Annotated in this window: 25 protein-coding genes and 1 other RNA gene; 11 read left to right on the top strand and 15 right to left on the bottom strand. The window is 42.7% G+C overall.

Annotation, left to right across the window (positions count from 1 at the left end; translation table 11 throughout):
* Positions 1 to 10: 10 nt before the first annotated feature.
* From BMX56_RS15855 to BMX56_RS15880, 6 genes are all read right to left on the bottom strand, one after another.
* The gene (locus BMX56_RS15855; RefSeq protein ID WP_090649978.1) at positions 11 to 1,063 is read right to left on the bottom strand and encodes an ATP-grasp domain-containing protein; all 1,053 of its coding nucleotides are present in this window, start codon (positions 1,061 to 1,063) and stop codon (positions 11 to 13) included.
* Positions 1,063 to 1,311, bottom strand: a complete 249-nt coding sequence (locus BMX56_RS15860; RefSeq protein WP_090649980.1) for a PqqD family protein — start codon at positions 1,309 to 1,311, stop codon at positions 1,063 to 1,065. The genes BMX56_RS15855 and BMX56_RS15860 overlap by 1 nt, the downstream gene beginning before the upstream one ends.
* Positions 1,312 to 1,520: 209 nt before the next feature.
* Positions 1,521 to 1,898 carry a response regulator gene (locus BMX56_RS15865; RefSeq protein WP_090649982.1) on the bottom strand — a complete coding sequence of 126 codons (378 nt, stop codon included), beginning with the start codon at positions 1,896 to 1,898 and terminating at the stop codon, positions 1,521 to 1,523.
* A 111-nt stretch (positions 1,899 to 2,009) separates the two neighbouring features.
* On the bottom strand, positions 2,010 to 2,705 hold the full coding sequence (locus BMX56_RS15870; RefSeq protein WP_090649985.1) for a LytR/AlgR family response regulator transcription factor: 696 nt from the start codon (positions 2,703 to 2,705) through the stop codon (positions 2,010 to 2,012).
* Between the two features lie 145 nt (positions 2,706 to 2,850).
* On the bottom strand, positions 2,851 to 4,029 hold the full coding sequence (locus BMX56_RS15875; RefSeq protein ID WP_090649988.1) for a sensor histidine kinase: 1,179 nt from the start codon (positions 4,027 to 4,029) through the stop codon (positions 2,851 to 2,853).
* Positions 4,030 to 4,385: 356 nt separating this feature from the next.
* On the bottom strand, positions 4,386 to 4,595 hold the full coding sequence (locus BMX56_RS15880) for a hypothetical protein (RefSeq protein ID WP_090649991.1): 210 nt from the start codon (positions 4,593 to 4,595) through the stop codon (positions 4,386 to 4,388).
* A 130-nt stretch (positions 4,596 to 4,725) separates the two neighbouring features.
* Between BMX56_RS15880 and ssrA the strand changes: the two genes are divergently transcribed.
* Positions 4,726 to 5,094, top strand: a transfer-messenger RNA (tmRNA) gene (gene ssrA, locus BMX56_RS15885).
* A gap of 296 nt (positions 5,095 to 5,390) precedes the next feature.
* Positions 5,391 to 6,071 carry a hypothetical protein gene (locus BMX56_RS15890; RefSeq protein WP_090649993.1) on the top strand — a complete coding sequence of 227 codons (681 nt, stop codon included), beginning with the start codon at positions 5,391 to 5,393 and terminating at the stop codon, positions 6,069 to 6,071.
* Between the two features lie 374 nt (positions 6,072 to 6,445).
* Here BMX56_RS15890 and BMX56_RS15895 read toward each other — a convergent pair whose 3' ends face one another.
* Positions 6,446 to 7,336, bottom strand: a complete 891-nt coding sequence (locus BMX56_RS15895) for a restriction endonuclease (RefSeq protein WP_090649995.1) — start codon at positions 7,334 to 7,336, stop codon at positions 6,446 to 6,448.
* A 507-nt stretch (positions 7,337 to 7,843) separates the two neighbouring features.
* On the opposite strand from BMX56_RS15895, the gene BMX56_RS15900 reads away from it, so the two are divergent.
* From BMX56_RS15900 to BMX56_RS15910, 3 genes are read left to right on the top strand one after another with little or no spacing between them, the layout of a single operon-like run.
* A complete protein-coding gene (locus BMX56_RS15900; RefSeq protein WP_090649997.1) occupies positions 7,844 to 8,269 on the top strand; it encodes a hypothetical protein in 426 nt (141 codons plus the stop codon).
* 12 nt (positions 8,270 to 8,281) lie between these two features.
* Positions 8,282 to 8,911: a hypothetical protein gene (locus tag BMX56_RS15905; protein WP_090650000.1), complete on the top strand. Its 630-nt coding sequence runs from the start codon at positions 8,282 to 8,284 to the stop codon at positions 8,909 to 8,911.
* A 1-nt stretch (position 8,912) separates the two neighbouring features.
* Positions 8,913 to 10,298 carry a hypothetical protein gene (locus tag BMX56_RS15910; RefSeq protein WP_090650002.1) on the top strand — a complete coding sequence of 462 codons (1,386 nt, stop codon included), beginning with the start codon at positions 8,913 to 8,915 and terminating at the stop codon, positions 10,296 to 10,298.
* 477 nt (positions 10,299 to 10,775) lie between these two features.
* Here BMX56_RS15910 and BMX56_RS15915 read toward each other — a convergent pair whose 3' ends face one another.
* From BMX56_RS15915 to BMX56_RS15930, 4 genes are all read right to left on the bottom strand, one after another.
* Positions 10,776 to 11,537: a LytR/AlgR family response regulator transcription factor gene (locus BMX56_RS15915; protein WP_090650004.1), complete on the bottom strand. Its 762-nt coding sequence runs from the start codon at positions 11,535 to 11,537 to the stop codon at positions 10,776 to 10,778.
* A complete protein-coding gene (locus BMX56_RS15920) occupies positions 11,518 to 12,537 on the bottom strand; it encodes a sensor histidine kinase (protein WP_090650007.1) in 1,020 nt (339 codons plus the stop codon). The genes BMX56_RS15915 and BMX56_RS15920 overlap by 20 nt, the downstream gene beginning before the upstream one ends.
* A gap of 82 nt (positions 12,538 to 12,619) precedes the next feature.
* Complete coding sequence (locus BMX56_RS15925; RefSeq protein WP_090650009.1) at positions 12,620 to 13,069, bottom strand: organic hydroperoxide resistance protein; 450 nt, start codon at positions 13,067 to 13,069, stop codon at positions 12,620 to 12,622.
* 40 nt (positions 13,070 to 13,109) lie between these two features.
* Positions 13,110 to 14,141 (bottom strand): alpha/beta fold hydrolase, encoded by a 1,032-nt coding sequence (locus BMX56_RS15930; protein WP_090650442.1) that lies wholly within the window; start codon positions 14,139 to 14,141, stop codon positions 13,110 to 13,112.
* Between the two features lie 430 nt (positions 14,142 to 14,571).
* Here BMX56_RS15930 and BMX56_RS15935 point away from each other — a divergent pair, with 430 nt between their 5' ends.
* From BMX56_RS15935 to BMX56_RS15955, 5 genes are all read left to right on the top strand, one after another.
* Complete coding sequence (locus BMX56_RS15935) at positions 14,572 to 15,996, top strand: MATE family efflux transporter (protein ID WP_090650446.1); 1,425 nt, start codon at positions 14,572 to 14,574, stop codon at positions 15,994 to 15,996.
* Positions 15,997 to 16,174: 178 nt separating this feature from the next.
* On the top strand, positions 16,175 to 17,167 hold the full coding sequence (locus BMX56_RS15940) for an SPFH domain-containing protein (RefSeq protein ID WP_090650011.1): 993 nt from the start codon (positions 16,175 to 16,177) through the stop codon (positions 17,165 to 17,167).
* Between the two features lie 12 nt (positions 17,168 to 17,179).
* Positions 17,180 to 17,635 (top strand): tetratricopeptide repeat protein, encoded by a 456-nt coding sequence (locus BMX56_RS15945; protein WP_090650014.1) that lies wholly within the window; start codon positions 17,180 to 17,182, stop codon positions 17,633 to 17,635.
* Positions 17,636 to 18,760, top strand: a complete 1,125-nt coding sequence (locus BMX56_RS15950) for a TFIIB-type zinc ribbon-containing protein (protein WP_090650016.1) — start codon at positions 17,636 to 17,638, stop codon at positions 18,758 to 18,760. It abuts the gene before it with no gap.
* Between the two features lie 5 nt (positions 18,761 to 18,765).
* Positions 18,766 to 19,704 (top strand): TFIIB-type zinc ribbon-containing protein, encoded by a 939-nt coding sequence (locus BMX56_RS15955; RefSeq protein WP_090650019.1) that lies wholly within the window; start codon positions 18,766 to 18,768, stop codon positions 19,702 to 19,704.
* Here BMX56_RS15955 and BMX56_RS15960 read toward each other — a convergent pair.
* Positions 19,675 to 20,067 (bottom strand): VOC family protein, encoded by a 393-nt coding sequence (locus BMX56_RS15960; protein ID WP_090650022.1) that lies wholly within the window; start codon positions 20,065 to 20,067, stop codon positions 19,675 to 19,677. The two genes, BMX56_RS15955 and BMX56_RS15960, sit on opposite strands and share 30 nt — an antisense overlap.
* Positions 20,068 to 20,159: 92 nt before the next feature.
* Positions 20,160 to 20,750, bottom strand: coding sequence for a DUF4202 domain-containing protein (locus BMX56_RS15965; protein ID WP_090650026.1), 591 nt, complete (start codon positions 20,748 to 20,750; stop codon positions 20,160 to 20,162).
* A gap of 164 nt (positions 20,751 to 20,914) precedes the next feature.
* Between BMX56_RS15965 and BMX56_RS15970 the strand changes: the two genes are divergently transcribed.
* Complete coding sequence (locus tag BMX56_RS15970; RefSeq protein WP_090650030.1) at positions 20,915 to 21,763, top strand: isocitrate lyase/PEP mutase family protein; 849 nt, start codon at positions 20,915 to 20,917, stop codon at positions 21,761 to 21,763.
* An 83-nt stretch (positions 21,764 to 21,846) separates the two neighbouring features.
* Here BMX56_RS15970 and BMX56_RS15975 read toward each other — a convergent pair whose 3' ends face one another.
* Both BMX56_RS15975 and BMX56_RS15980 read right to left on the bottom strand, forming a co-directional pair.
* Positions 21,847 to 23,073 (bottom strand): pyridoxal phosphate-dependent aminotransferase, encoded by a 1,227-nt coding sequence (locus BMX56_RS15975; protein WP_090650032.1) that lies wholly within the window; start codon positions 23,071 to 23,073, stop codon positions 21,847 to 21,849.
* A 161-nt stretch (positions 23,074 to 23,234) separates the two neighbouring features.
* A complete protein-coding gene (locus tag BMX56_RS15980) occupies positions 23,235 to 23,633 on the bottom strand; it encodes a DUF1573 domain-containing protein (protein ID WP_090650036.1) in 399 nt (132 codons plus the stop codon).
* Between the last annotated feature and the right edge of the window lie 122 nt (positions 23,634 to 23,755).

Consider the following 23,755-nt stretch of genomic DNA (forward strand, 5'->3'; position numbering starts at 1 on the left):
TGTAATCAAATTATAATTCGCCAAATACCGAGATGTGCTGAAAATCGCTGATATCGGCAATATGGTCCCATGAATACCGCACAAACAACTTACCGGCCTGGTAATCGGTGTATGGTAAAACATCATCGCCCAAAGCCATTTTTACCATAGCTTCGGGCTGGTTTTGGCCGGCACCGGCTGTTAAATAAATCCATGCCGGAAACCGCGGGTTAATTTCTAATATATATAAATGCCCCTCGGCATTGCTCATGATCTCCATTTCGTAACCACCTTTCCAGTTGGTTGCTTTAGCAAAATTGCCGGCCAGTTCAATCAGCTTATCTTCCTTGATGGTAACTCCGGCCCATGCTTTACCTTTATCGGTAATATATAGTTTCCGCATGGCCACTACGCTGGTATTGTTGCCTTTACCATCGCCCAGCGCAGCTATATTTATTTCGGTGCCGGTTATGTATTGCTGTGCTATTACCGGTACTCCCCACGTGGCATTAAGCTGATGAAAGGCTTTAAGGGCCTGGTCCATAGTATATACCACATAGGCATCATAAAATTTACCTTTTATTACCATCGGGAAGTTAAACTCATCAGCTGTTTTTTTCAGGTCGTCGGCATGATATATTTTATGATCGTCAGGAACGTAAAAACCGTTTTTTGTTCCAAAATCCTTTAAGTTCACCTTATCGCGCAGGGCCAGTTGTTGTTGCGATGGCAGTAAAGTAGCAATGCCCATTTGCTGTAACTGCGGCGCTACCTTTATAAAATTAAACAGCTCCGAATCAAAATTAGGAATAATAACATCCAGGTTTTCCTGCTGATGGATATACCCCAATCTTTCTAATAACGCACTGGTACCTTCTGTTGGGTAAGGTATTTGATAGGTTTTATTTACATGTTCCCGCAAATAAATCCCAGGCTCCAATGACTCATAGGATAGGCCGATAACTCTTAATCCTGCCCCAAAAGCTTCCCTTAATGAACGGATAACAGCCATCCCTGGCCCCGGGTTGTCATTAGCGTTAAGGCCGGTAACTGCAATGCATAAGTTACTGTACTTGTTTGGCATTATCGTTCAGTTTCAAGCAGGTTTGCTTCCTTTAGCTGTACCATCCAGTCTTCCCAGTCCAGATCCAGCTGGCGCTCACTTACGTTATATCTGTCCAGGATATCTTGCTTTATCTCACTTTCTGTTTTGCCACTTTTCATAGCCAATAACAGCAGTGCAGCGGTGGTATTTCCCGAAAAAGAATCGCCGGTTGCAGGGTTAAAAATAAACCCGTTTTCGCTGGTAGCTATGTTACTTTTAATTTTCATTTATAATTGCAGGTACGGTAAATAATAAAGGCTAAACTTAACAGGTTTAAGTGGGTTTTACAAAACTGATGTTTTTGGTTGATTGGGTTGGATTGAGTTGATTAGGTTTTAATACCTTAACTGATCTAATTCAGTCCAACCTAACAACTTATTCCAACTCACTTAACTCAATCAACTTACTCCAACTTATCCTAACTCAATCAACCAAACTACGACGCCATTAAATACTCCATTCTCGATGCCAGTAATTCCATATCCAATGGTTTTACAAATAAAGCATCGCATTTGTATGATTCCAGCTCGGCCTTTTTGCTTTTGAAAGCTGTAACCACAATTATGGGCACCTGCCTCAATTGCTCATCGTCCTTAAAATCCTGGCAAACTAACGCGCAATCCATATCCAGTAATAGATAATCTAAAATGATCAGATCTGGATGTATCACCTTCGCTTTATCATAAATGGCATTAGGATCATAAGTAAGGTGTACATCAAAATCGCCATAATACATAATATCATCAATTACAGATAACATTCTGCTGTTTTTATCTAAAATCAGGATCTTCTTTTTGCTGCCTGTAGTTTTCATCTGTTAGGGGATTAAATAAGTTTATAGTATAAAAATCGCCTTAATGCCGCTGTTTAAAAACAATGTGTCGGTTAATACCCCCAATGTGCCGATGAACCGGTTAAAAGGCAATCATTTAGACCAGTCTTTGATGAAATCGGCGTAATTAGTGCCTACCGGAAGTTCGATATTGCGCAATTTTACCTTGCGGTTGTATATCGACCTGATTTGAGCCTTTGCCACCACAAAACTTCGGTGGATGCGGATGAACTGGGTAGCCGGTATTTTTTCGATCATGCTTTTTAACGACATTAAGGTGAGTATAGGCTTTTCGGCACTGAGCAGGTGGATTTTAATATAATCCTGCATACTCTCTATGTATTCAATATCCCTTATGCCGATTTTTATCACCCGGTATTCCGAATGTACATAAATGTGTTCATCCTCGGCGGTATGGTCGGTATGCTTAAATTGGTAATAATCAATGGCTTTATGCACGGCTGCGCCAAAGCGGTTGCTGTTGATGGGTTTCAGCAAGTAATCCAACGCCTCCAATTCAAAACCTTCAAACGCAAATTTTTTATAGGCTGTGGTAAATATAATCATCGGCTTCTCGTCCAGTGAACGTACCAGGTCAACCCCGGTAATATCGGGCATATTAATATCCACAAACAGCACATCTACCGGGTTCCTTTTTAGGTACTCGGCACCCGAAATGGCGTCTTCAAAAGTATTTACCATCTTCAGGGATGGATAATTTGATACATATTTTTTGATGATCTCCAGCGCCAGCGGCTCATCATCAATGGCTACACATTTTAACTGCATAATGATATTTATTTAAAGCTAAAAGCTGAATGCATAAGGCAAAAAGCTTTTAGTGTCTTGTCAATGTAAAATGAGTGTTAGTCTTAAGCTCTAAGTTCTGAAAAGACAGATTTCGACTTGTGGCTTCCGACTATGTACTTATGACTTAAGCGTCAATTTCCAGCTCAACCCTAAACATTGCGGCTTCCTGGCTAATGTTTAGCCTGTGCCTGCCCGGGTAAATATGTTGTAACCGCTGCCTTGTATTGGTAATGCCGATGCCCTTGCGGCTGCTCGCAGGGCGGTTATCAAATATGGTATTCTCGCAGGTGAACAATATTTTATCCTCGGTTACTTTTATATTTATGCTGATTACCGAAGGTTCGTGTTTGCTTACGCCATATTTAAACACGTTTTCAATAAAGGTCATCAGTACTAACGGGGGTACTTTCTTTTGCGCCATATCGCCATTAAAGTTAAAATCCAACTTGGTTTTTTTTCCTAAGCGCAGCTTTTGCAAATCAATGTAATCGTTAATACAATCTATCTCGCTTTGCAGCAATACAAAGTCTTCGGTCACCTCATCTGTTACATAGCGCATTATGTTGGATAGTTTCATGATGCTTTCTGAGGTATGTTCACTATCCGTTACCGATAAGGCATAGATATTATTGAGCGTATTGAACAAAAAATGGGGATTGATTTGCGCCTTGAGGAAAGATAGCTCGGCATGGGTTTTCTCGGCTTCGGCCCTGATCACCATCTGTTCTGTAAGCTGCCATTTTTGCACCGTACTCATAGCTATGCCCAAGCCTATTACAATGATAAAAATGAACAGGCCTACCATATCTATATTGCCCGATTGATGGATTAAAATAATTTGGTTGGATGGTTTTTTCAGGCTTGGGTCTTGCATCCGTAAATCCTCATGAGGCAGTGGCCCGAACGGCAGATTTTTTGGGTTGGCGGTACCGCTGTCGGCGCCCGGTATCAGTTGTGGTCCGATAGGGGCCGCAGTGCTTTGTTTTTCTTTAACTAAGTTATGTAAAAGCAGGTTATCAAACGGTTGCAAAAAGTATACGCAGCCCGATAGTAGTAAAACGATAAGCCCGTAAACCACATATTTTTTATGGAAGACAAACCGTGGCACCAGGTACCAGGCATTGAAGTAAAACATAAAAATATAGGTAAGACAAAACAACCAATAATACGGTGATAGAATAACATTATATGTGCTGCTGCTGCTTTGCTGCGTACGGTTCATGAATAACAACGGGAAGCCAAAGAATACCAGCCAACCGGCTGCATGAATGAATATATTAGTGGCTTTTTTAGAAACGATCATCTGGTTAAAAAATTTATTAAATATAGCAGCCGTTGCAATGCCAATTACCGATCATGTTAAAATAGTTAAACTCAGTTGATCATTTGTTTTTCATCTGGGTGGTTCTGCAGGGTTAAATAAGCGCCCCGGAATTAACCACGGGGCGCTTGCAACCTTATGAAAAAAAACAGAACACAATAGCCGGGAGATGTCCCGATATCCCGGTTACTGGTTCAAAGGTGATAAATGGCAGGGCAAGGGGCAACCGTTTATCGGTGAACCGTGCTTTTGTATAGATGAATGATTAAAAAGGCGCTGACGAAATAGATAAGGCTTATATAAACACAAGCGGGGGAAGAAGCTCTTAAAGAAATATATTACTCTTTAAGCGCACTATCCCAATGCTCGGCTATTTTGCCGTTTTCTATACGCAGCATATCAAACCAGGTGGTAGTATATTTTTTGCCTTTTGCTTTCGGATCTGGGCGCTCATCTTTGAAACTAAGCACCACGATCCCGCGCCGACAACGCAGGATGTGAAAAACCAAACGGATGCCTTCACTGATATAGCCAATACGATAATACATTAAAATTCCGGTATTTACAGTTAGCCTTTTGTGTAGCCTGTTTACATATGCATATAAATTGCAAACTTTTTAACTATCTTTGTACTCTTAACTGCAATACTGCACACCGGCAAATTGCGAACTCAAAAATGGGGTCGACCGGAATTGACAGGATGGAGATAAGTAGGTAAGCATGCAGCGCGTTGGGTGAATTAGCGCTTTAATCTGAACGCTCAAACTTACAAATGGCGAAAATAACTACGCCTTAGCTGCCTAATTTAGAATTAGCATAGCTTTTGTCCCGCCGGTTCTGCGTTTCATTGGATCGGCATCAGGGGCATCGACAAATGAAACTGGCCTGCTTAGGGTGTGATAAGCAAGCGAGATAAAGCACCTACGGAACACGGTACAGGTAAGCGACTGACCTTCCTGTTCCCGACAATTAAACAGAAGCTAAGCATGTAGAAAGCTTACCTTATACCATGTTTGGACGAGGGTTCGAATCCCTCCGGCTCCACCAGCTAAAACGCCTGCCCCTGATAAGGGGTGGGCGTTTTACGTTAATACTAAATGATCATCCGGTACCGGGCTCAACCTGCTCCCGGCGGGTATGTCATGGCACTGTGCTCAGCAGCGTAAAAAAGACCAGGAGTGACCATTACAGGGTTAACATAACTTAACACATTTTAGGTTTAAGTTAACTTAATTTATTGATTATCAATAAGTTGAATTTTTGCATGGTTAACACATTTTAATTGCTAAAAATATTAGTAATTGTCAATTATTTTTGCTAACTTGCTATAAATTAAAAACATCATGACAAACACAAAAACAAGGCGCTCGGTAGCCCTAAGGGATACTGACGACAAAATTAACAGGCTCCTGGCTAAAGAAAAAATTACCGCGACAGATGTAATGTCCCTTAACGAGCAGGAACAACGACTTTTACAGAACAAGCTTTCCGAAATCCTGCAACAAGCACATGGCGCGGAACGGGACAGCTTCCTGGAAAAAATAGACCCCATCATGAGTGGAAATACAAAAAACGACATTTGGGAACGCAACCACATGCAGATAAGTAACGCCATTGCCAGTCATATGCGCGAGTATGGCGTTATGCCCACAAAAAACGATTTAGCACAGGAAACCGGCATCAGCCGCCAAACCGTTGCCAAGCATATTAAAGAATATAAAGAACACCCGGAATTTGCCGCCCAAATGGAGCAATTTAAATTTATGAGCCACAAGATATTGGCTAACGTATTTAAGCACGCCAGCGATGGCGATATGAAGGCGGCCAAGCTCTTTTTTGACATGGTAGGCGTCGCTAATAAACAGCCTGCCGCCAACGTTGTTACCGCTCAAAACAACTATATCCAGATAAACAATACCATCCTGAGCCAGGAAAATTTGAAAAGCCTGACCGCGGCACAATTACAGCAGATAGAGAATATCGTTACCAATAAACCGGTAGAACTGCCTGCGCTGGGCGTATAAATTTTTAAGGTATCCCTTTCTTCATTGCAGGTTTCCCTTATCCGGGCGCCTGGCCTTCCTTTTATTTGAAATTTAAGGATTCAGGCTGAAAAATTCTGTATTAATTGTATTGATCGAATAGTTTTTATGGATTATTGTGGTAAATGATACCCAATTTTGGCGTGGTGTTGTGTGGTGCTATGGCTGATTTGTGCTTACAATGTGATATTTTACAGGAGTCACAAGTGCGCCAACCCGCGGGCAACCGCGCAACACCTTGCGCCAAAAAAAGGGACAGAAGATGTGCCGGCAATGAAATTATCTTCCGGGTTTCACACAAGTAATTCAACCGCAGGCAGCCTCACAACACTTGCGCGAAGGCGGGGCTGGTGCGCTCAATCTTTAAAAATATCCTTAGCAATTACGGCTGTTTTTGAATCTTCTATGCGGACCGTCAGCGGTATTACTGATTTCATCATATTTTCCAGCTTGCGGATATTCCTTTTAATATTAACTTCTTTAGAAAACCAAACGCAAAAAAATATAAAGTTTTTGAAGTCGATGAAAGCGGCTACTTCAATTGCCGGGTAGTTTTCAACATTTGCAATTCTTATGACAGTTTTAGCATCATTCCGCTGAATTGAATCTTGATAGTTGATATAATTTACTTTTCGTCCGTCGCGAATACCATCTTCCTGCAATTTGAGTAAATTATCTAAAGTATCTGAACCCGACTTCTTATCCCAAAAGTTAATATATGCAAGCTCCCTTGCTTCTCCGGCTTCGTCAAATGTTAAGCCACGTTGGTATAGATAGCATATTGCGCCCGGGGTGCGCCTTGCGTCAACGATCCATCCGAAAGGTGCGACTATAATTGCACCGTTTTCGCCAGCCATTGGAATAGCCAGTTCACCATGAAATCGGTCTTTGAAATCTTCTAAGCTGTAAATATCGAGTTCAAGGTGTTGCGGGTTATTATAAGCCCGTTGCAATGCAGATTCAGTATAGCCTTTTTCAGAAATCATCAATCCTTTATCGGCTCCAATGTCATCTAACATACCTATGAACGATTCCACCTTTTTTATGTCAGCTTTCTTATTGTAATATTTGCAATCAACTGCAATTTTAATTTCTTTTCCACCGACAGTCTCTGTGATCATAATGTCAATTTGCCTGCTTCTTTTTGAATGCCGGCCTCGGATTTTTACGTCTTTAACTACTTGTGCATTAGGAAATGATAATTTACAAGCCCCAAATACTTCTTCTTCGTACTTACCCCAATCCATTTTTTTTCCTTTATCAATAACTCAAAGATGGATAATTTTTTGCTCGTCATATACGACAATTAATTCAGTGTCTGTTCAGCTTATAATTTGATATTTCTTTTGTAATTCATTTCAAATATTTATATCATAAGATTTGCAATTAATCTGTATTTGAAAGGTGGTGATTAAATCGGTGAGTAAGAATTTATATCCATGTAAAATATTGAATATCAAGCCGTAGTATGGGAGATTTAAATCCCTCCGGTTCCAGATCAAAGATCTGTTTTCTTACTGAAAATAGGCTTTTTTGTTTTTAAGCATTTTTTTTAGATAGTCAAACAACTGTCAAGAGCGAACTGGTTTTGGTCAGGTTTTACATAAATTTTTGTTAAATTATCGTAAAAAGATTACAACAGGTTACCCGCGGGCATCAAATAATAGGTATCGCCCACATATCAGTAATTTATCAACGATTATGATTGAATATATTAATAATAATCATAACTTTATCATGCTAAACCTCAACGCATGTCAACCAGCAAAACTCCACAGCAATCAGGACCTGTAACCGTCAGCAACATTACGGGTTCCTCGGTTATCCTTGGTAATAATAACAAGGTAATCGCAAATATCCATTTTATGCAATTCAAGGATAACATGGAAACGGCTGATCCCAAACTATGGGAAGAAGTAATCGCAAAAATGGATGAAATGCTGAAGGTAGTAAAAGGGATAGGAGATGAACACGAGGAGTTGCGTGACATCGATCTTATCCCGGCGGTCGGCAGCGCGAAGAAAGAAGCGGCGGCGATTGCGGCTGACCCGAGAAAGCCCAAGTCTTCCTTTATAGACAAGTTCAAGAATATTTGCGATCTGTCTGGCAAGGCGGTGGAGGTCGGTACTAAACTGGCACCATTCATTATGACCGTTGGGAAATTATTGGGTATCGCTTAAACTGTTTGCCTTATGATGCCATTTCCAGGATTGAATGATGTAAGGGTGCAGTGGTTGGCCATTCAGCGGGGCAACTATAAGATATATGGATTTCTCATCTATACGGGCTCCGATTACGCTATTGTCGAATTTCTCAAAGAAGGGATTATTGATTTGGACGTGCTTTCCGGAGAGGAATGTGCGATCTTTCTCATTGAGCCACCTTCCAAACGCTGGATCGACTATGTCAATAAACATAACCATCCCTGGAAACAATACTTAGACCAGTTGATCGTACTTCAATCCACAACGCTGGCTACTGAAGATGACAATGATGCCGAGGAACGCGGATCGGTTCCCGATAACGTCCAAATGCGCAATATCTTCAACTCTGTCGTCATTGTCGGCAATGGGAACGAAGTGAACGTCGAACAGCTCATGACACCCAACTATGAGGCGCTGTTCGACCGAAGCGAAGCTTACGAAGTGGCAGATCATTTCCGAATCCCCAGGAGCCAGTTGCCTTGCTTGGTCTTTTTCAAAAGCCTGGATGACCGGAATGTTTGGCCATTATCCTTGCGCATCTACCGTCAGCCATGGGAACTGACCGATTTTTTCAGAGACTTTTTCGAATCACCTGCTTTTAAAGCTTTACTTGCATGATATGGATTTTGAGCAACTGACCCCTGTCCTGATCGAAGGAAACGTTGGCGAAACGCTGGATCTTTCCGCATTGTCAATGCTGCCTGAAGCATTGCGCAATGATCAATTGGTGAGATGGCTCGTTAATTTCACACGGGAGAATACCGATAATTTTGGACGCCGCGACAATGAAAGACCGGAAGATTTTTTCGTTAAAGACCTGCTGAAGGACCTCGTCGCCGAAAATGTTAAATTCTATTATGCAGTCCTTTTTCATATCGGCCGGCGTTTAAAAGTCGCCGCGCTGGCTGATGAGACCATTATGTCTGCACTTGAGACCGGACAGCTCCGAGACACCGTAGCCAATAATCCGATGCTGTCTGGATATAATCCCCAGGTGGCGGCCGGGGTGCTGCGGGAAATGTTGCTGGATGCTAAAAAAGAACATGCCCGCGTAGCAGATCAGAACTACGGCCTTTGGTTGATCTGGCGAGAAGAGGTAGCTGATTTCGAATCGGCAGTCTTTGAGACGTCCAGACGCTACAATGAGCAGGAATACGACCGCTATGACCGAGACCCCAGATATGGGCGCGTACTGCAGGTGTTCGCTTTACCGGGCATGCTGTTAAAAGCCTCCTTCCGGAATAAGCAGTTGAATCAGCGGATGAGCGAGCTCGGTTTCAATGTCCAAGTCAGTGAGCCAAGCACAGACCTGATGCCTATGGCGCTGCTGCAACTCGCTGCCATGCCGGACAAGGAGCGGTACGGTATGATGGATTTGCTCCGCGAATACAATATCAGTAAAGGCCTGGATGTCGAAAGCCTGCGCAGGCAACGCGAACAACAGCTTTCGGCAAGTATGGAACATCTGCTCGTGCGTGAATTTGGAGATAAAGATCCATTTGAGGCATATACTGCGTTGGGCAAAACCGCGGATGAACATTTAGCGGCGCTTTACGCAAAATGCGAGTTACCTGGCGGCAACAGGTTCTTTTATGCCGAACGCTGGCTGAAAGGGCTTGTGAAAGATTTCTACTATTATTACGAAAACCAGAGTCCTAAATACAAACCAGCTTTTGATCAGGTCGACTTCGTCGCTTTTGCGCGTAGCGCTGATTCCAGTATCAAAAGAAGTTGGGTGCAGACCTATCTTCAGCCGAGTATCAGCACCAAAGCGACATTGCAAACCATTTTTGAATTGAACTGGATCGAACCCATGGTGATTGCGATACAATACCAAAACCAGCAGCAACTTAGCGGTTGGAATTTAGCCAGCGTGACCCAGGTTATTGAAATGACCGTGAAGCTTTTGAATGAACTTGGCTATGGGTTGTATACGCCTGCGGAGGAGCGGCTTGCCGCGTTATGGAAAGCCGCAGAGAAAGAAACCTATCGGATCAAGTGGTAGGCCCATTCAGCTTCTGGTCGGTGTTATCAGGCTGACCGAGAATTGCTTTAGATAGTAAAGTTTGATCCAATTTTTGGAGATTTTGTTGAAAATTGTCAAACTGTTTCACTTACAAACTGAAATCCCCCTTAGCGCAACTCTTGTGCAGCAGCCTGCGGGTTGATGACTTGTGACTTGTTTTACAAAACGTATCGCGAAGCAAAGGTCACCTATAGCTCAAAGCCCCATAGATAAGACCTGCGCCAAAATGAGATAACACCGACAACAGGCTAATAGCACCTCTATCGAGCTGTAAGCAAGGCGCAAAAAGCAAATATTTTTAGTATTACTCAGCTTTTGGTCGACGTTATCACCGCACCAGCCAAAGCATGTATTTTACATATGCTTTAGTTGCAAATCTGTATAATGCCGGGCTTCCGTAAGGCCAACCGGAATTGGTGCAGTGATAATACCGACCGCAGGCTAAAATGGGCTTTGCTACCGCTCTTCCATCCAGGAAAGGAACGCGGTCGATTTTTCTTTGTTGATCAGCAGCTTTTCCGGCGTTTCAACCATCAACCGGACATACAGCTTGCGCAGAAAATAATGCTCCACCTCTTTTATCGCTTTAAAGTTAACCAGGTATTGCCGGTTAATTCTAAAGAACTGCTTGGAGGAGACGGTATTGGTAATTTGATCAAGCGACTGGCTGATAGCATATTCCTGCCTGTCGAAACACATGATAGAGGTTGCATCATTCCGAATATAGAAAAAGGCAATATTGTCGGTATGCACAGTTGTATACTTCTGATTTTTGAAAACCAGGAAGCTGGTTTTGCCGGCCGGCGACCCTAATTTAGATAGTAGGTCGCTTAGGTCGGGCATTGCTTTTTGTTGAAAGAAGTTTTTAAGTGCATCTACTTTTCTGAAAGCTTCTGCTATATCATCCTTTGAAAAAGGTTTAAGCACATAATCAACCCCGTTGCGTTTAAATGCCTCTAATGAATATTCATCAAAAGCCGTGCAAAACACCACCGGGCACGTGATGTGGACGGACTTAAAGATTTCAAAAGATAAACCGTCGGCTAACTGGATATCCATAAAGATCAAATCGGGCTGCGGATTATTTGCCAGTGCTTCTATAGATCTTTCCACGCTTTGATACTGGCCGGTGATCCGGGCATCGGCGCGCAGGCCCAGTATAATATTCTCTAATGATTTAGCTGTTCTCAGCTCGTCTTCAATGATGATGATGTTCATAAATAAGTGGTAGTTTGACCTGGAAAAGTTTCCCGTCATTAACGATTGCTACTTGTTTTTCCAGCAGGTGATGGTAACGCTGCTGGACATTCCTTAAGCCTACGCCCGTCGAATTGTGATCGCCTGTTTTTAAACGTACCGGGTTTTCGATGATGATTTGATCGGCCTCCGCATATAGGCGGATATGCAGCGGTTTATCTGTCGATACAACATTGTGTTTGATGCAATTTTCTACCAAGAGTTGCAGGGTGAATGGTGGAATAAGCGTTTCTGATACCTGCTCATCTAATTCAATTTTAAAGGTAAAACCGCCCTCAAACCGGGCGCTCTGTAGAAATATGTAGGCTTTGACGATCTCCATTTCATCGGCAACTTTGATTAAATCGAGTTTTCGGCTTTCCAATGTGTAGCGGTAAAAATTAGAAAGCTTGAGTATAAAATCCACCGATTCACTATCACCGGCTTCCACCATCGCTTTCAGCGTGTTTAAGCTATTGAACAAAAAGTGCGGATTGACCTGTTGCTTTAACAATTCATATTGCGCCCCCAGGTTGTCGTTTTTCATGCGTTCCAGTTCCATATTGACATACTGGTTTTCATAGTTTTGCTGCAACAACTGCAGGAACATGTAGAAAACGAGGTTAATCAGGATACCGCGAACTTCTATCATTAGCATCACCGGCCCGAAGTTGATATGCGACAGGATAAGTTGTTGTATCCATGCCAACCCGAACATTACCCCAATACCGATCAACAAACTATTGACAAGCCTTGGATATGATATCTGCCGTTTGGGCGACCTTTCGGACTGATAAGAAAATATATAGATGTTCACGTACCACATTAACAGTGCAAAAGCCGAAGTAATACCTGCATTTACAGCCGCCTCTGTCAAATTAAAATGTTGCTGGGCGATCTGCGGTACAGATGATAACAGTCCGATGGTAATAGAACTGATCCAGATGACTGCTGCCGTTATTTTCAATTTTTGACTTTTCATGATAAGCGATGACCAAAGCTATGCAAAAAGCAGGAACACTTTGTTCAAATGCCTCCTGCTTTTCTTAACCAATGAATCGGTGTTAAACAGCCACATTAATTGTTACATTGATATTGCCCCGGGTGGCTTTGGAATAAGGGCAGGTATCATGAGCGGCTGTTACTACTGCTTTTGCTTGCCCGGCCGACAACCCGGGTAGGTTAACGTTTAAACGCGCCTGCAGCAAAAAGCCATTTTCATTAGTACCCAGGTCCACCTCGGCATCAACAGACGCGTCTTCGGGCAATATAAATTGTTGTTTTGCCGCATTGTGGCGCATAGCGCCTATGAAACAGGCAGACCAGCCGGCGGCAAACAATTGTTCCGGGTTGGTGCCAACGCCCTTGGTGCCAGGGGAACTCAGGTTAATATCCAGCCTGCCGTCTGTGCTTTTTGCAATTCCGTCTCTGCCACCTGATACGTGTACTTTCCCGGTATATAAAACTTTTTCAACTGTAATTACAGCGTTTTCTACAACTTGATGATTTTCCATTTTGATGATATTTATTTGAATTTGATATTAAAAAGTTTGTTTATTTAGCCAGGCCATCAGCTTCCACAATCGCGTCGGCAAAGGCCTGGGGAGCTTCCTGCGGCAGGTTGTGGCCAATACCACCCGCTAAAGTATGATGCGCATATTTTCCTGAAAATTTTGCGGCATATTGGGCCGGGGCTGGGTGCGCTGCGCCATTGGCATCACCTTCAAGCGTAACGGTAGGTACCGAAATTATTGGTGCTGTGGCTAATTTCGTTTCCAGGGCATCATATTTGGCTTCGCCTTTTTCCAGCCCCAAACGCCAGCGATAGTTAGAGATCACGATAGCCACATGATCCGGGTTGTTAAAAGCCGTAGCTGATCGTGCATAAGTGCTATCATTAAAGTGCCATTGCGGTGAGGCGGTTTGCCAGATTAAACGGTTGAATTCGTTTGTATTGGCTGTATAACCGGCACGGCCACGCTCGGTAGCAAAATAATATTGATACCACCAGGTTAACTCTGCTTTAGGTGCAAGCGGCGCTATGTTTGCCTGTTGGCTGCCTATCAGGTAACCACTTACAGATACCAGGGCTTTACACCTTTCAGGATATAAAGCGGCTATGATATCTGCGGTGCGGGCACCCCAGTCAAAGCCGCCTATAATTGCTTTAGGAATTTTTAAAGCATCCATGAATGCTACAATATCCTGCGCTAAGGCTGCTTGTTGTCCGTTCCTTGGTGTTTTTGCGGAAAGGAAACGGGTTAACCCATATCCTCTTAAGTAGGGAACAATAACGTGATATCCTTTTGCAGTTAGTATGGCTGATACCCCTGAATAACTGTTAATGTCATAAGGCCAGCCATGTAATAATATTACGGGGGTTCCGTTTGCTGGCCCGGCCTCGGCGTAACCTACGTTTAATACGCCAGCATTGATCTGTTTTATTTCGGTAAAGCAGGTGGGTAAAGTATTAGGGGTTGCTTGTTGCGCATCCGCAGTTGGTGTTACCACAAACAGGGTAACGATCAGGATTAATGCGGTAAACCCTGGAAATAAATAACGGCGGTTGTTAAGTTGATTTTTCATAATGCTCAGTTTTATTGTTTTCAAGCGATTTATTTGCTTTTCTTGAGAACAAAATTAGCTGAGCAGCGCCCCCCGGCGTGAGCAGTTCTGAGGCTAACCGGACGTTTTAGTACCCGAACCGGACAACGGTGCACTTAAAGGTTTCGATGGTCTTTCAGCTTCTGGTTGGTGTTATCACCGCACCAGCCAAAGCATGTATTTTACATATGCTTTAGTTGCAAATCTGTATAATATAGGCTTCCGTAAGGCCGACCGGAAGTGGTATGGTGATAATACCGACCACAGGCTAAAGCCTGGATGTTTTATTTGAGTAATAACCTAAGCTAAAATTGATTCTTAATCACTACCTGCCTAATCAAAGGTTTCATTATATTTGCTATCCAGGGTATCAGATAAAACGCCGCTCCCTAAAAAACACAAGCTTATATTTATGTCACAATCATTTACTGCAAAGGGTAAGGTATCTTCTTTTTTCTCGGTTTTAAAACAGGCAATAAAGGGTCAGGAAGTTGATTTGACCTCCATCAGCATAAAAAGGGCAATTGTTTTATTAGCTATCCCCATGATGCTGGAAATGGCCATGGAATCTGTTTTTGCACTGGTCGACCTTTATTTTGTAGGCCATTTAAAAAACAGCAGTCACGCTATTCAAACAGTGGGTTTAACCGAATCTGTTTTAACCGTAATATATTCGCTGGCCATAGGTTTAAGTATGGCTGCAACGGCAGTTGTTGCCCGCCGTATTGGCGAAAAAAATCCTGAAGCCGCATCAAAAGCCGGAATGCAAACCATCATTATAGCGGTACTTATTAATCTGGGCATAAGTATTTTTGGCTTTTTACATGCCCGGGGGCTGCTTTTGATTATGGGCGCTTCTGCAGAAACGGCAGATCATGGAACTCCATTCGTTCGCATTATGATGGGGGGTAGCATCATCATTGTATTGTTGTTTTTGATTAACGGGATTTTCAGAGGTGCCGGTAATGCCGCTATAGCCATGCGCAGCTTGTGGATTGCCAATATGGCAAACATTATTTTATGTCCTATTTTTATCAGGGGGCTTGGGCCAATTCCTGCTTTTGGATTAACAGGAGCAGCCATAGCCACCAGCATTGGCCGTGGTTTAGGCGTTACTTACCAGGTTTACAATTTATTTAATGGCAAAAATGCCTTAAAAATCCGCATAAGCTATTTTATACCCGATTGGCAACAGATTAAGGCGATTATAAAAATTGCTGCGCCGGGTATTTTACAATTTGTAATAGCCAGTTGCAGCTGGATATTTTTGGCACAATTGGTTGCCACAACAGGGGGAGACCATGGCTCTGCCGGTTATCAAACATCGCTCCGGCTGATGATGTTTTTCCTGCTGCCCGCCTGGGGTTTGAGCAATGCGGCCGCAACATTGGTTGGGCAAAATTTGGGGGCCGGGCATCTGGAGAGGGCAGAACAATCGGTATTTCAAACTATAAAATATACGGTTGTGTTTTTAGGCATCGTGAGCATCCTGTTTTTAACCTGCGGACATTTGTTTGCCTCATTTTTTACAGACGATGAAGAGGTTAAGAAGATAGCCACCCGCTCTTTGCAAATTTTAAGCGGGGGCTTTATTATTTATGGTGTTGGTATGGTTTTAACCAGCGCGTTTAATGGTGCCGGCGATACCTGGACACCAACAAAAATTAACGTTTTTACATTTTGGTTATTCCAAATTCCTTTCGCTTATTTAATGGCTAAGTATTTTGAAATGGGTCCAACGGGCGTTTTTGTAACCATCCCCATTTCTGAAATAGGATTGACCATAGCCGCTTACATATTATTTAAGCGTGGGAAATGGAAGAAAACGATGGTTTAGCATTTAACCTTTTAAATTTGAATAAGCGGTTTTTCTAAAAGGCGTGTTGCGCTTCATTAACTTAGGCTAAATCAGGTCTCTGCGTAATTCAATCGGCTTCATTGTAATAGTAATATGTTTATTTTAAAAATAAATAATTTATATTAGCCTTGAACATTAATCATTGTCACAATTATATATGCCTGAATTAGTCGAAGTTCTTGAGTTTTTAGATAACTCGGGAAGTGTAATGGTAAAGCGGGTTCCGGATAACGGACCTACAGAAATCAAATGGGGCGCGCAACTGACTGTACGCGAAACACAGGAAGCAATTTTTTTTAGGGATGGCCAGGTAGTAGACGTTTTTGCGGCGGGGCGTTATATGCTGGAAACGCGTAATTTTCCGGTGATTACAAAATGGGTTACGAGTTTTGCTTATGGCCCTAATTCACCGTTCCGCGCCGAGGTTTATTTCACCAATAAAAAACTATTTACCAATCTGAAATGGGGCACGCAAGAACCAATTTTGTTTGCTGACCGAGATCTGAAAATGGTACGCTTACGTGCTTTTGGTAATTACACCATCCAGATATCAGATTCCCGCGTGTTTGTAAATCAAATAGTAGGCACAATGGGCATGTACCAGGATGCTGATATTGCCGATTACTTAAAAAATATTATTGTATCTAAACTAACCGGGATACTTGGAAAACAAGCACAATCGGTTATGGATTTGCCCTCGGCTTATGATACCATTAACGAAAATGTAAAAGCAGCGCTAGAGCCCGACTTTCAGAATCTGGGTTTATCACTGCACAATTTTTACGTTGGCTCAATTTCCGTGCCCGAAGAAGTTCAGGAGATGATCGATCAACGATCGGGCATGTCGGCCCTGGGTAATATGGATGAGTTTATGAAATACAAAATGGCCATGTCGATTCAGGATGCTGCAAATAACGTCAACGGAATTGCAGGACAAACCGTAGGCGGTGGGGTTGGGCTGGGGATGGGTTTTATGATGCCGCAAATGGTTCAGCAGGCTATGGCGCCAACTATACAGCCAGGTACTTCGATGCCCGAACAGAAATCGCCTATCGAAAAACTCAAGGATCTTAAAAGCCTTTTGGATTTGGGGATTATTACCCAAGCTGAGTTTGATCAAAAGAAAGCACAATTGTTAAGTCTTATATAACCTTATCCACTTATGACGAATAGTCATCCATATGAATTGTTTGCTGCAGCCAGCCAACTGGTTCAGCAACAATTACTATTTGACGCCATGCGGCAATTCATGGACATTACCCGGCTTTATCCAGATCATGAACTGGCGGATGATGCCTTGTATAATGCCGGACTTTGTCATTTTCACATGAACTCCTTTAAGTCCGCCATTCTTATCTTTCGCGAACTCATTCAGAACTATCCGGATGCCACAATTTATCAGGATGATAATACCAGGGAATTCGGCCGTACGGCCGCTAAAGCTCATTATTCCATCATCAACTGCTACCTGGGATTGAACGAGGTCGAGGAAGCAAAAGCGGAATTGGCCATGCTCAGTAATTTTGAAGATGCATATGTTTTCTCTGCAATGAACGAAACTATCAGCTACAAAAACCTGGGCCTGATTGCGATACAAACATTTGAACAGCTTAAATAAATGGAACCGGCTACCACACAACCCGTCAGCGGCAGCAATGCCTGTAGTAATTGCGGCGCAAACCTCGAATACGATTTCACAACAAATACTAATAAATGCCCCTATTGCGGAAGCGCTTTTAAGACGAATAAATCAACTGAGCATTCAATAACCGGGCCGGCACCTGATGCGGGCTGCATTCGTTTCAGGAATGACCTTTCAAAATTCAGAGATGCGGTAATTAAGTTTCTCAGCAGCGGCGATAAAACGCCCGTCAACCTGTTATTCGAAGCGGAGTTCCTGCCCGTCGAGCAGATATATGTTCCGTTTTACCAGTTTAGTGGTACTTATACTGGTTATTATAACACGATTGATAATAACGGAAAAGTACTTAGTCAGAACACTCCGCTTAGTGGCAATTTTTCAGTTTCGGTTTACGGCGGTGAAAGTAAGGCGGAGGGAGAAAACATGGCGGTCTTTGTCAATCGTGTCGACAAAAAGCTAATAATTCCAGTTAATGCTATCCAAACAGACGGTATTAAATTAACTGATAGCCAACCGGAACAAAAAGCCTGGGATAATTTGGGCCAGTTACAAGCGGCTAACCAGGTTTATAGCGAACTTACTAGTACCGATCCGGCGCATAAACATCAACACTATTTAAAATATGACACTAAATCGGCCAGTAAATTTTATTACCCCGGCTGGCGGGCAGTATATTATTACCATGGGAATGACTACGCCATTTACATGGACGATGTGACCGGGGAACTAAACGGCAGGAGACCGGCTGATGCCAGTTTCGAACCTCCTCAACAATCGACTGTTTATAAAAAATATCTGTTAATCGGCTTAGGGCTTTGGTTTGGTGTCCTGGTTTTACGCGCTGCATTGACAGCATTTGCCGGAGATTATTTTGACTTCAAGAATCACTCTTTAAATAACATCATTTTTAGTGAGCCTGTAGGGTTTTATTGGTTGTTACGCGGTGCGTTTTTTCTGGGCTTGCTCCCGCTATTGATGGTAAAAGTACTGTATAAAAAGACTGTTGCAGACTATTATGCCGCGCTTGCCCGGGTACGGAGCGGTAACGTAGACCTTTTAGCATCAGGGAGGAAATCTATCAAATTTCGCCAAATACGTTAAAGTTCATGGATCCCCGGAAATTAAGTAAATGTAGTAATTGCGGTGCCGAACTGGAATCAGCAGCTAATACAACTATCAAATGTGCTTACTGCGGCAGCATATTTGAAACTGCGATAAGCGAGGTGTCGCCCTCCGCCACGCCGTTAAGCGAGGATGAAGAAGCCTTTCAGCCTGTTGAAACTTCACGGGCGAATCCTGGCGTTAGTCAAGAAAAAAATAGCAGTTCTGGAGCAATCATCATCACCATCTGCGTGTTGGTGTTAATAGGGCTGATAACCACAATCCATAATTACGCCATTGAAAATACCACTAACAATACAGCCGATTCGGTTGCTATTGACAGCGTTGCGTCGATCAATAAGGCAAAAAAAGACAGCGCCGGTGTAATAATTAGTAATGAGGCAAAGCAAGGTGCATCGTCGAAATCTGCAGTCAAAGAATTGTCTTCAATTGTAGTGGATGCCGCAACGTTCAGAAAACTTTATCGCAATGCGCGCAAAAAACATGATCGGTTTTCGGGCAATACATTTATCTATGATCAAAGCTCCCCACGTTATGTGAATATCAATGGCATATTCGCCTATATTAGTACGGAGGACAGTAGTTACACACTCCGGTTTACCACTCAATACACCTCAAAGGATTGGTTATTCATTAAAAATATGACTTTCAATGCCGGTGGCGAAAATTTTGATTACGCGCCTGATTTTAAAAGAGATAATGGCGACGGTGCAACATGGGAATGGAGCGACGAAGAAGTCCCTGAGGCAAACCTTTCCATGCTGGTAAGGATAGCCATTTCCAAAAAAGCAAAAGTTAGATACGATGGCGATAAATACTATGATGTTGTAAGGGTAACCCGCACGCAACAGGCAGCGCTAGAAAGGCAGCTTCAAATTTATAAAGGGCTACTTTTAGGCTACGATAGGCCGACCAAAAAATAAAACATAGCCATCGGCATCTGTTACTTCAAAACCGCGCAGCCCGTCGCTGTTGTTGTGGATAGGTTGCCGGAAGCTTATGCCGGCCAGGCTGAATTCTTCAAATAAAATATCAGGATCTTCGGTAGAAATGTATGCATCCCAGGCGGCCCATTCGTGTCGGGTAGGATTGGGGATGGGTTTTATGTCGGCTGTAATTGCCTTTAGCATTATGGAAACGGGGCCACGGCCCACCATGGCAAAAAACGGATCACCCTCGGGCCCCATGTACCGAACTTCAAACCCAAGTTTAGTTACATAGAAATCAATCGAATCGGTTACATCGGAAACAATAAAAAAAGGCGAAATAAAATTAAGCTTTGACATTATTTTACATTTCTACAATATGACAAACTGCCTCATCAGGACAGTTTATAACTCATCTGCGCTACAAAAACTTACTTACAGCCCCGTTATAATTACAACTTGCTTAAGGCCTCATTGATTAACGCTAACCCATTTTCCGAATAAGGCAATTTTAATGCGAACTGATGCCCGTGTCCGTCCATTTTTAATAATGATTTCCGAAGGATATTAATTATTTTCTCCGGTTCCTGCTCGTATTTTTTTCTGAATTCTTCATATTGTAATTGCAGGAATACCAGGCAAAGCGCATTTTCCATGGTCTGCACATCAGCATCAACCTTAATTCGTTTCTTCAGGATGATTTGTTTAACACGATCCGATGTTTCGTCGTCATAACCAGCATCTTTCATTAAACGGTCTGCAATGGCGGCATGGTGCAGGGCCAGGTCTTTACGCCATTTCAGGTATGGCTCACGTCCCTCCGGGTAATCTTCACGCGGAATTTCCCAACGCCCAATGTGCTGACTTCTGGATGCCAATAATAATTCTTCACCAGCGTCCGGAGCTAATTTTAAAACCCATTCATATAATTTAACAGCAAAAAAGTATTCTTGCGGCTCAGTTACACCTTCCCATGTAAAACTGCGTGGATCCTGCTTATTATAAGCATCAAAAAGCTCAAATGCCTTACTTAGTTTACTCATAGGTTGAAAATAAGTTAAATATTTATAATGCCATCATAGTTTTTTTAATTGGCACAAATTCCGGCAGCTTACTAATCCAAATTTAACTACTGAACCTAAATAGTCTTGCTTGAAATCACAAATATCCAATAGATTTGTTTGTTATCCATCTAACCAATAATCTTATGAGTACATCTACAGCAAATTTATTTGAAGCCAGGGCCAATGAGTTTAAAATGCTGCATCAAAGGGCTGGTATTTTTGTAGTTCCTAATCCCTGGGATGCGGGGTCGGCAATGATTTTGGAATCGTTGGGGTTCAAGGCGCTTGCTACAACAAGCGCCGGGCTTGCCTTCTCTTTGGGTAAGCCTGATGGGCATGCTTCCATTACACGGGAGGAGACGTTGCAGAATGTGAAAAATATCATTGCGGCAACCAGTTTGCCGGTATCTGCCGACCTGGAAAATGGCTATGGTGACGACCCTATGGTTTGTGCTGAAACGATTAACCTTGCTGCAAATATCGGTTTAGCAGGAGGCTCTATTGAAGATGCCACCGGGAATCCGGCCGATCCCATTTACCCGTTTGAATTGGCTGTTGAACGGGTGAAGGCTGCCGTACAAGCTGCCGGTGATAGCCCGTATCCGTTTACATTAACTGCCAGGGCCGAAAATTTGATATATGGCAGGCCCGATTTAAAAGATACCATTAAACGGCTTGTGGCCTTTGCCGATGCCGGAGCCGATGTGTTATTTGCACCCGGCCTTAAAACGCGCCAGGAAATTGAGGCAGTGGTTAAGGCTGTAGCGCCGCGCCCGGTTAATGTAGTTATGGGCCTTTCGGGCAGCGATTTTTCGTTGAATATGCTCGAAGATATTGGCGTGAAGCGTGTAAGTATTGGCTCATCGCTCATCCGGGCAGCTTACGGGGCGGTTTTTAGGGCGGCAGAAGAGATACTTCAAAACGGTACTTTTAGCTATGCAGACCATGCGAAGCCGTATGGTAATTTGAATAAGTTATTCGGAGGGCATTAAAAAATTCTAGTTTTACAACAAAACCCGGCTTACCGCCGGGTTTTGTTGTAAAACATTATCAAATAAATACTTACTGAAAATCACTAATTTTTAACGGCAAGCTGCTCCGTCGCCACTACTTTTCCGGGATACACCTTCAAAGCCTCCTCCAAACAAATCATGGCGCTTTTTAAGTCGTCGTTGTTAAGTACATAGGCCATGCGTACTTCATTTATCCCGGCGCCTGGGGTGCTGTAGAAACCCGTTGCGGGCGCCATCATTACAGTTTGATTGTTGTAACTGAAGGTCTCCAGCATCCATTGGCAAAACTTATCGGCATTGTCAATAGGGAGCTGTGCCACTACATAAAAAGCGCCTCCGGGATTGGGGCAATAAACCCCATCTATGTTATTTAATGCGGTTACCAGGGTGTTTCGCCTGCTGGTATACTCTTTATTTACAGCTTCAAAATATTCATCGGGCGTATCAACGGCTGCCTCGCCGGCAATTTGTTCAACCATGCCTGCACTCAAACGGGCCTGGGCAAATTTTAACGCCGCTGTGCGTAATGCTACGTTTTTAGTGATCAGGCAGCCTAAACGGGCGCCGCATGCGCTGTAACGTTTGCTTACGGTATCCATAACCACCACGTTATCATCCAACCCTTCTAAATGCATGGGCGAAATAAATTTACGGCCATCGTAGCAAAACTCGCGGTAAGCCTCGTCTGAAAACAAGTACAGATCGTATTTTAAACACAATGCCCTTAAAGCCTCCAATTCTTCCTGCGAATACAGGTACCCTGTTGGATTGTTAGGATTGCAAATGATAATAGCCTTGGTTTTATCAGTAATCAGCTTTTCAAATTCGCTGATAGGGGGCAGGGCAAATCCGTTATCAATGTATGATAAGATAGGTTTTACAACAATATCACTCTGGCTGGCAAAACCATTGTAATTGGCATAAAAAGGTTCAGGAATTATTACTTCATCACCTGAATCTAAACAGGCCATCATAGCTATGGTAATGGCTTCAGACCCGCCGGTGGTTACAATGATGTTATCCGGCGTAATATTGTAGCCTAATTTGTTATAGTACTGTGTAAGCTTTTTACGATAGCTCAAAGTACCCTCGGATGGGGTATAGGCCCAAACTTTAAAATCAATGTTTTTAATGGCATTTAACATGCCTTCAGGCGTTTGAATATCCGGTTGCCCAATATTTAAATGGTACACTTTTTTGCCGTCCAGCTTAGCCTGGTCAGCATAAGGTGTTAATTTACGAATAGGAGATGCGGGCATTCGCTGCCCTTTCTGAGATATTTTTGGCATGTGCAAAATTACAAAAAAATTATCCGGCTCTGAAAACAGTTGCCCTGGTTAAAATCCGGATTCATTATAATGATTGTCAAATGAATTTCAAAAAAAAACACCGCGTCGCGGTGTTCAATATTTTATTTAAGCCTCCCTTCCGGGGAGGGTTTGGCTGGAGTTTATTTACTTGAGGCCGGTTTGGCAATAACTTCACCTATAATATTTAAATATTTTTCGGGTGTAACCGCGTTTGATTTAACCACGATAGTTTTGTTAAAAGGGGCAGCCACTGCAGCGTTATAAGTGATTTTAATTAAACCTTTATCACCGCTTTTTACAGGGGTTTTGGTATAATCTGCAATAGTGCAACCGCAGGTTGGCCTTACTTCGGTAAGTATAAGTGGCTCTTTACCAATGTTTGTAAATTCAAAAACGGTAGTAACAGGTGTACCCTGGGGTACTTTCCCAAAGTCATGCTTCTCTTCGTTGAATTTAAACTCGGCCTTTTGGTTATCTTGTGCCGATGCAGTGAAGGCAAAACCCAAAACCACTGCGCAGATCATTAATATCTTTTTCATATACTATATTTGATTAATACAAATATAAAAGGTTTAACGTAATAACAAAACTATTAGCAATACTTCATGTTTTAAGTGTTACTATACCAAATACAAAATAGAATTTTATAATTTTACCGTCT

Source organism: Mucilaginibacter sp. OK283, assembly GCF_900110415.1.
Classification (GTDB): Bacteria; Bacteroidota; Bacteroidia; order Sphingobacteriales; family Sphingobacteriaceae; genus Mucilaginibacter.

Coding starts and splice junctions, on each gene's coding strand:
- BMX56_RS15865 (WP_090649982.1), bottom strand. CDS start 1,898: ATGAAAACTACAGGCAGCAAAAAGAAGATCCTGATTTTAGATAAAAAC.
- BMX56_RS15895 (WP_090649995.1), bottom strand. CDS start 7,336: ATGGATTGGGGTAAGTACGAAGAAGAAGTATTTGGGGCTTGTAAATTA.
- BMX56_RS15870 (WP_090649985.1), bottom strand. CDS start 2,705: ATGCAGTTAAAATGTGTAGCCATTGATGATGAGCCGCTGGCGCTGGAG.
- BMX56_RS15930 (WP_090650442.1), bottom strand. CDS start 14,141: ATGAAAAATCAACTTAACAACCGCCGTTATTTATTTCCAGGGTTTACC.
- BMX56_RS15875 (WP_090649988.1), bottom strand. CDS start 4,029: ATGATCGTTTCTAAAAAAGCCACTAATATATTCATTCATGCAGCCGGT.
- BMX56_RS15920 (WP_090650007.1), bottom strand. CDS start 12,537: ATGAAAAGTCAAAAATTGAAAATAACGGCAGCAGTCATCTGGATCAGT.
- BMX56_RS15905 (WP_090650000.1), top strand. CDS start 8,282: ATGATGCCATTTCCAGGATTGAATGATGTAAGGGTGCAGTGGTTGGCC.
- BMX56_RS15950 (WP_090650016.1), top strand. CDS start 17,636: ATGGAACCGGCTACCACACAACCCGTCAGCGGCAGCAATGCCTGTAGT.
- BMX56_RS15965 (WP_090650026.1), bottom strand. CDS start 20,750: ATGAGTAAACTAAGTAAGGCATTTGAGCTTTTTGATGCTTATAATAAG.
- BMX56_RS15900 (WP_090649997.1), top strand. CDS start 7,844: ATGTCAACCAGCAAAACTCCACAGCAATCAGGACCTGTAACCGTCAGC.
- BMX56_RS15855 (WP_090649978.1), bottom strand. CDS start 1,063: ATGCCAAACAAGTACAGTAACTTATGCATTGCAGTTACCGGCCTTAAC.
- BMX56_RS15925 (WP_090650009.1), bottom strand. CDS start 13,069: ATGGAAAATCATCAAGTTGTAGAAAACGCTGTAATTACAGTTGAAAAA.
- BMX56_RS15955 (WP_090650019.1), top strand. CDS start 18,766: ATGGATCCCCGGAAATTAAGTAAATGTAGTAATTGCGGTGCCGAACTG.
- BMX56_RS15860 (WP_090649980.1), bottom strand. CDS start 1,311: ATGAAAATTAAAAGTAACATAGCTACCAGCGAAAACGGGTTTATTTTT.
- BMX56_RS15960 (WP_090650022.1), bottom strand. CDS start 20,067: ATGTCAAAGCTTAATTTTATTTCGCCTTTTTTTATTGTTTCCGATGTA.
- BMX56_RS15880 (WP_090649991.1), bottom strand. CDS start 4,595: ATGTATTATCGTATTGGCTATATCAGTGAAGGCATCCGTTTGGTTTTT.
- BMX56_RS15980 (WP_090650036.1), bottom strand. CDS start 23,633: ATGAAAAAGATATTAATGATCTGCGCAGTGGTTTTGGGTTTTGCCTTC.
- BMX56_RS15975 (WP_090650032.1), bottom strand. CDS start 23,073: ATGCCAAAAATATCTCAGAAAGGGCAGCGAATGCCCGCATCTCCTATT.
- BMX56_RS15915 (WP_090650004.1), bottom strand. CDS start 11,537: ATGAACATCATCATCATTGAAGACGAGCTGAGAACAGCTAAATCATTA.
- BMX56_RS15935 (WP_090650446.1), top strand. CDS start 14,572: ATGTCACAATCATTTACTGCAAAGGGTAAGGTATCTTCTTTTTTCTCG.
- BMX56_RS15940 (WP_090650011.1), top strand. CDS start 16,175: ATGCCTGAATTAGTCGAAGTTCTTGAGTTTTTAGATAACTCGGGAAGT.
- BMX56_RS15970 (WP_090650030.1), top strand. CDS start 20,915: ATGAGTACATCTACAGCAAATTTATTTGAAGCCAGGGCCAATGAGTTT.
- BMX56_RS15910 (WP_090650002.1), top strand. CDS start 8,913: ATGGATTTTGAGCAACTGACCCCTGTCCTGATCGAAGGAAACGTTGGC.
- BMX56_RS15945 (WP_090650014.1), top strand. CDS start 17,180: ATGACGAATAGTCATCCATATGAATTGTTTGCTGCAGCCAGCCAACTG.
- BMX56_RS15890 (WP_090649993.1), top strand. CDS start 5,391: ATGACAAACACAAAAACAAGGCGCTCGGTAGCCCTAAGGGATACTGAC.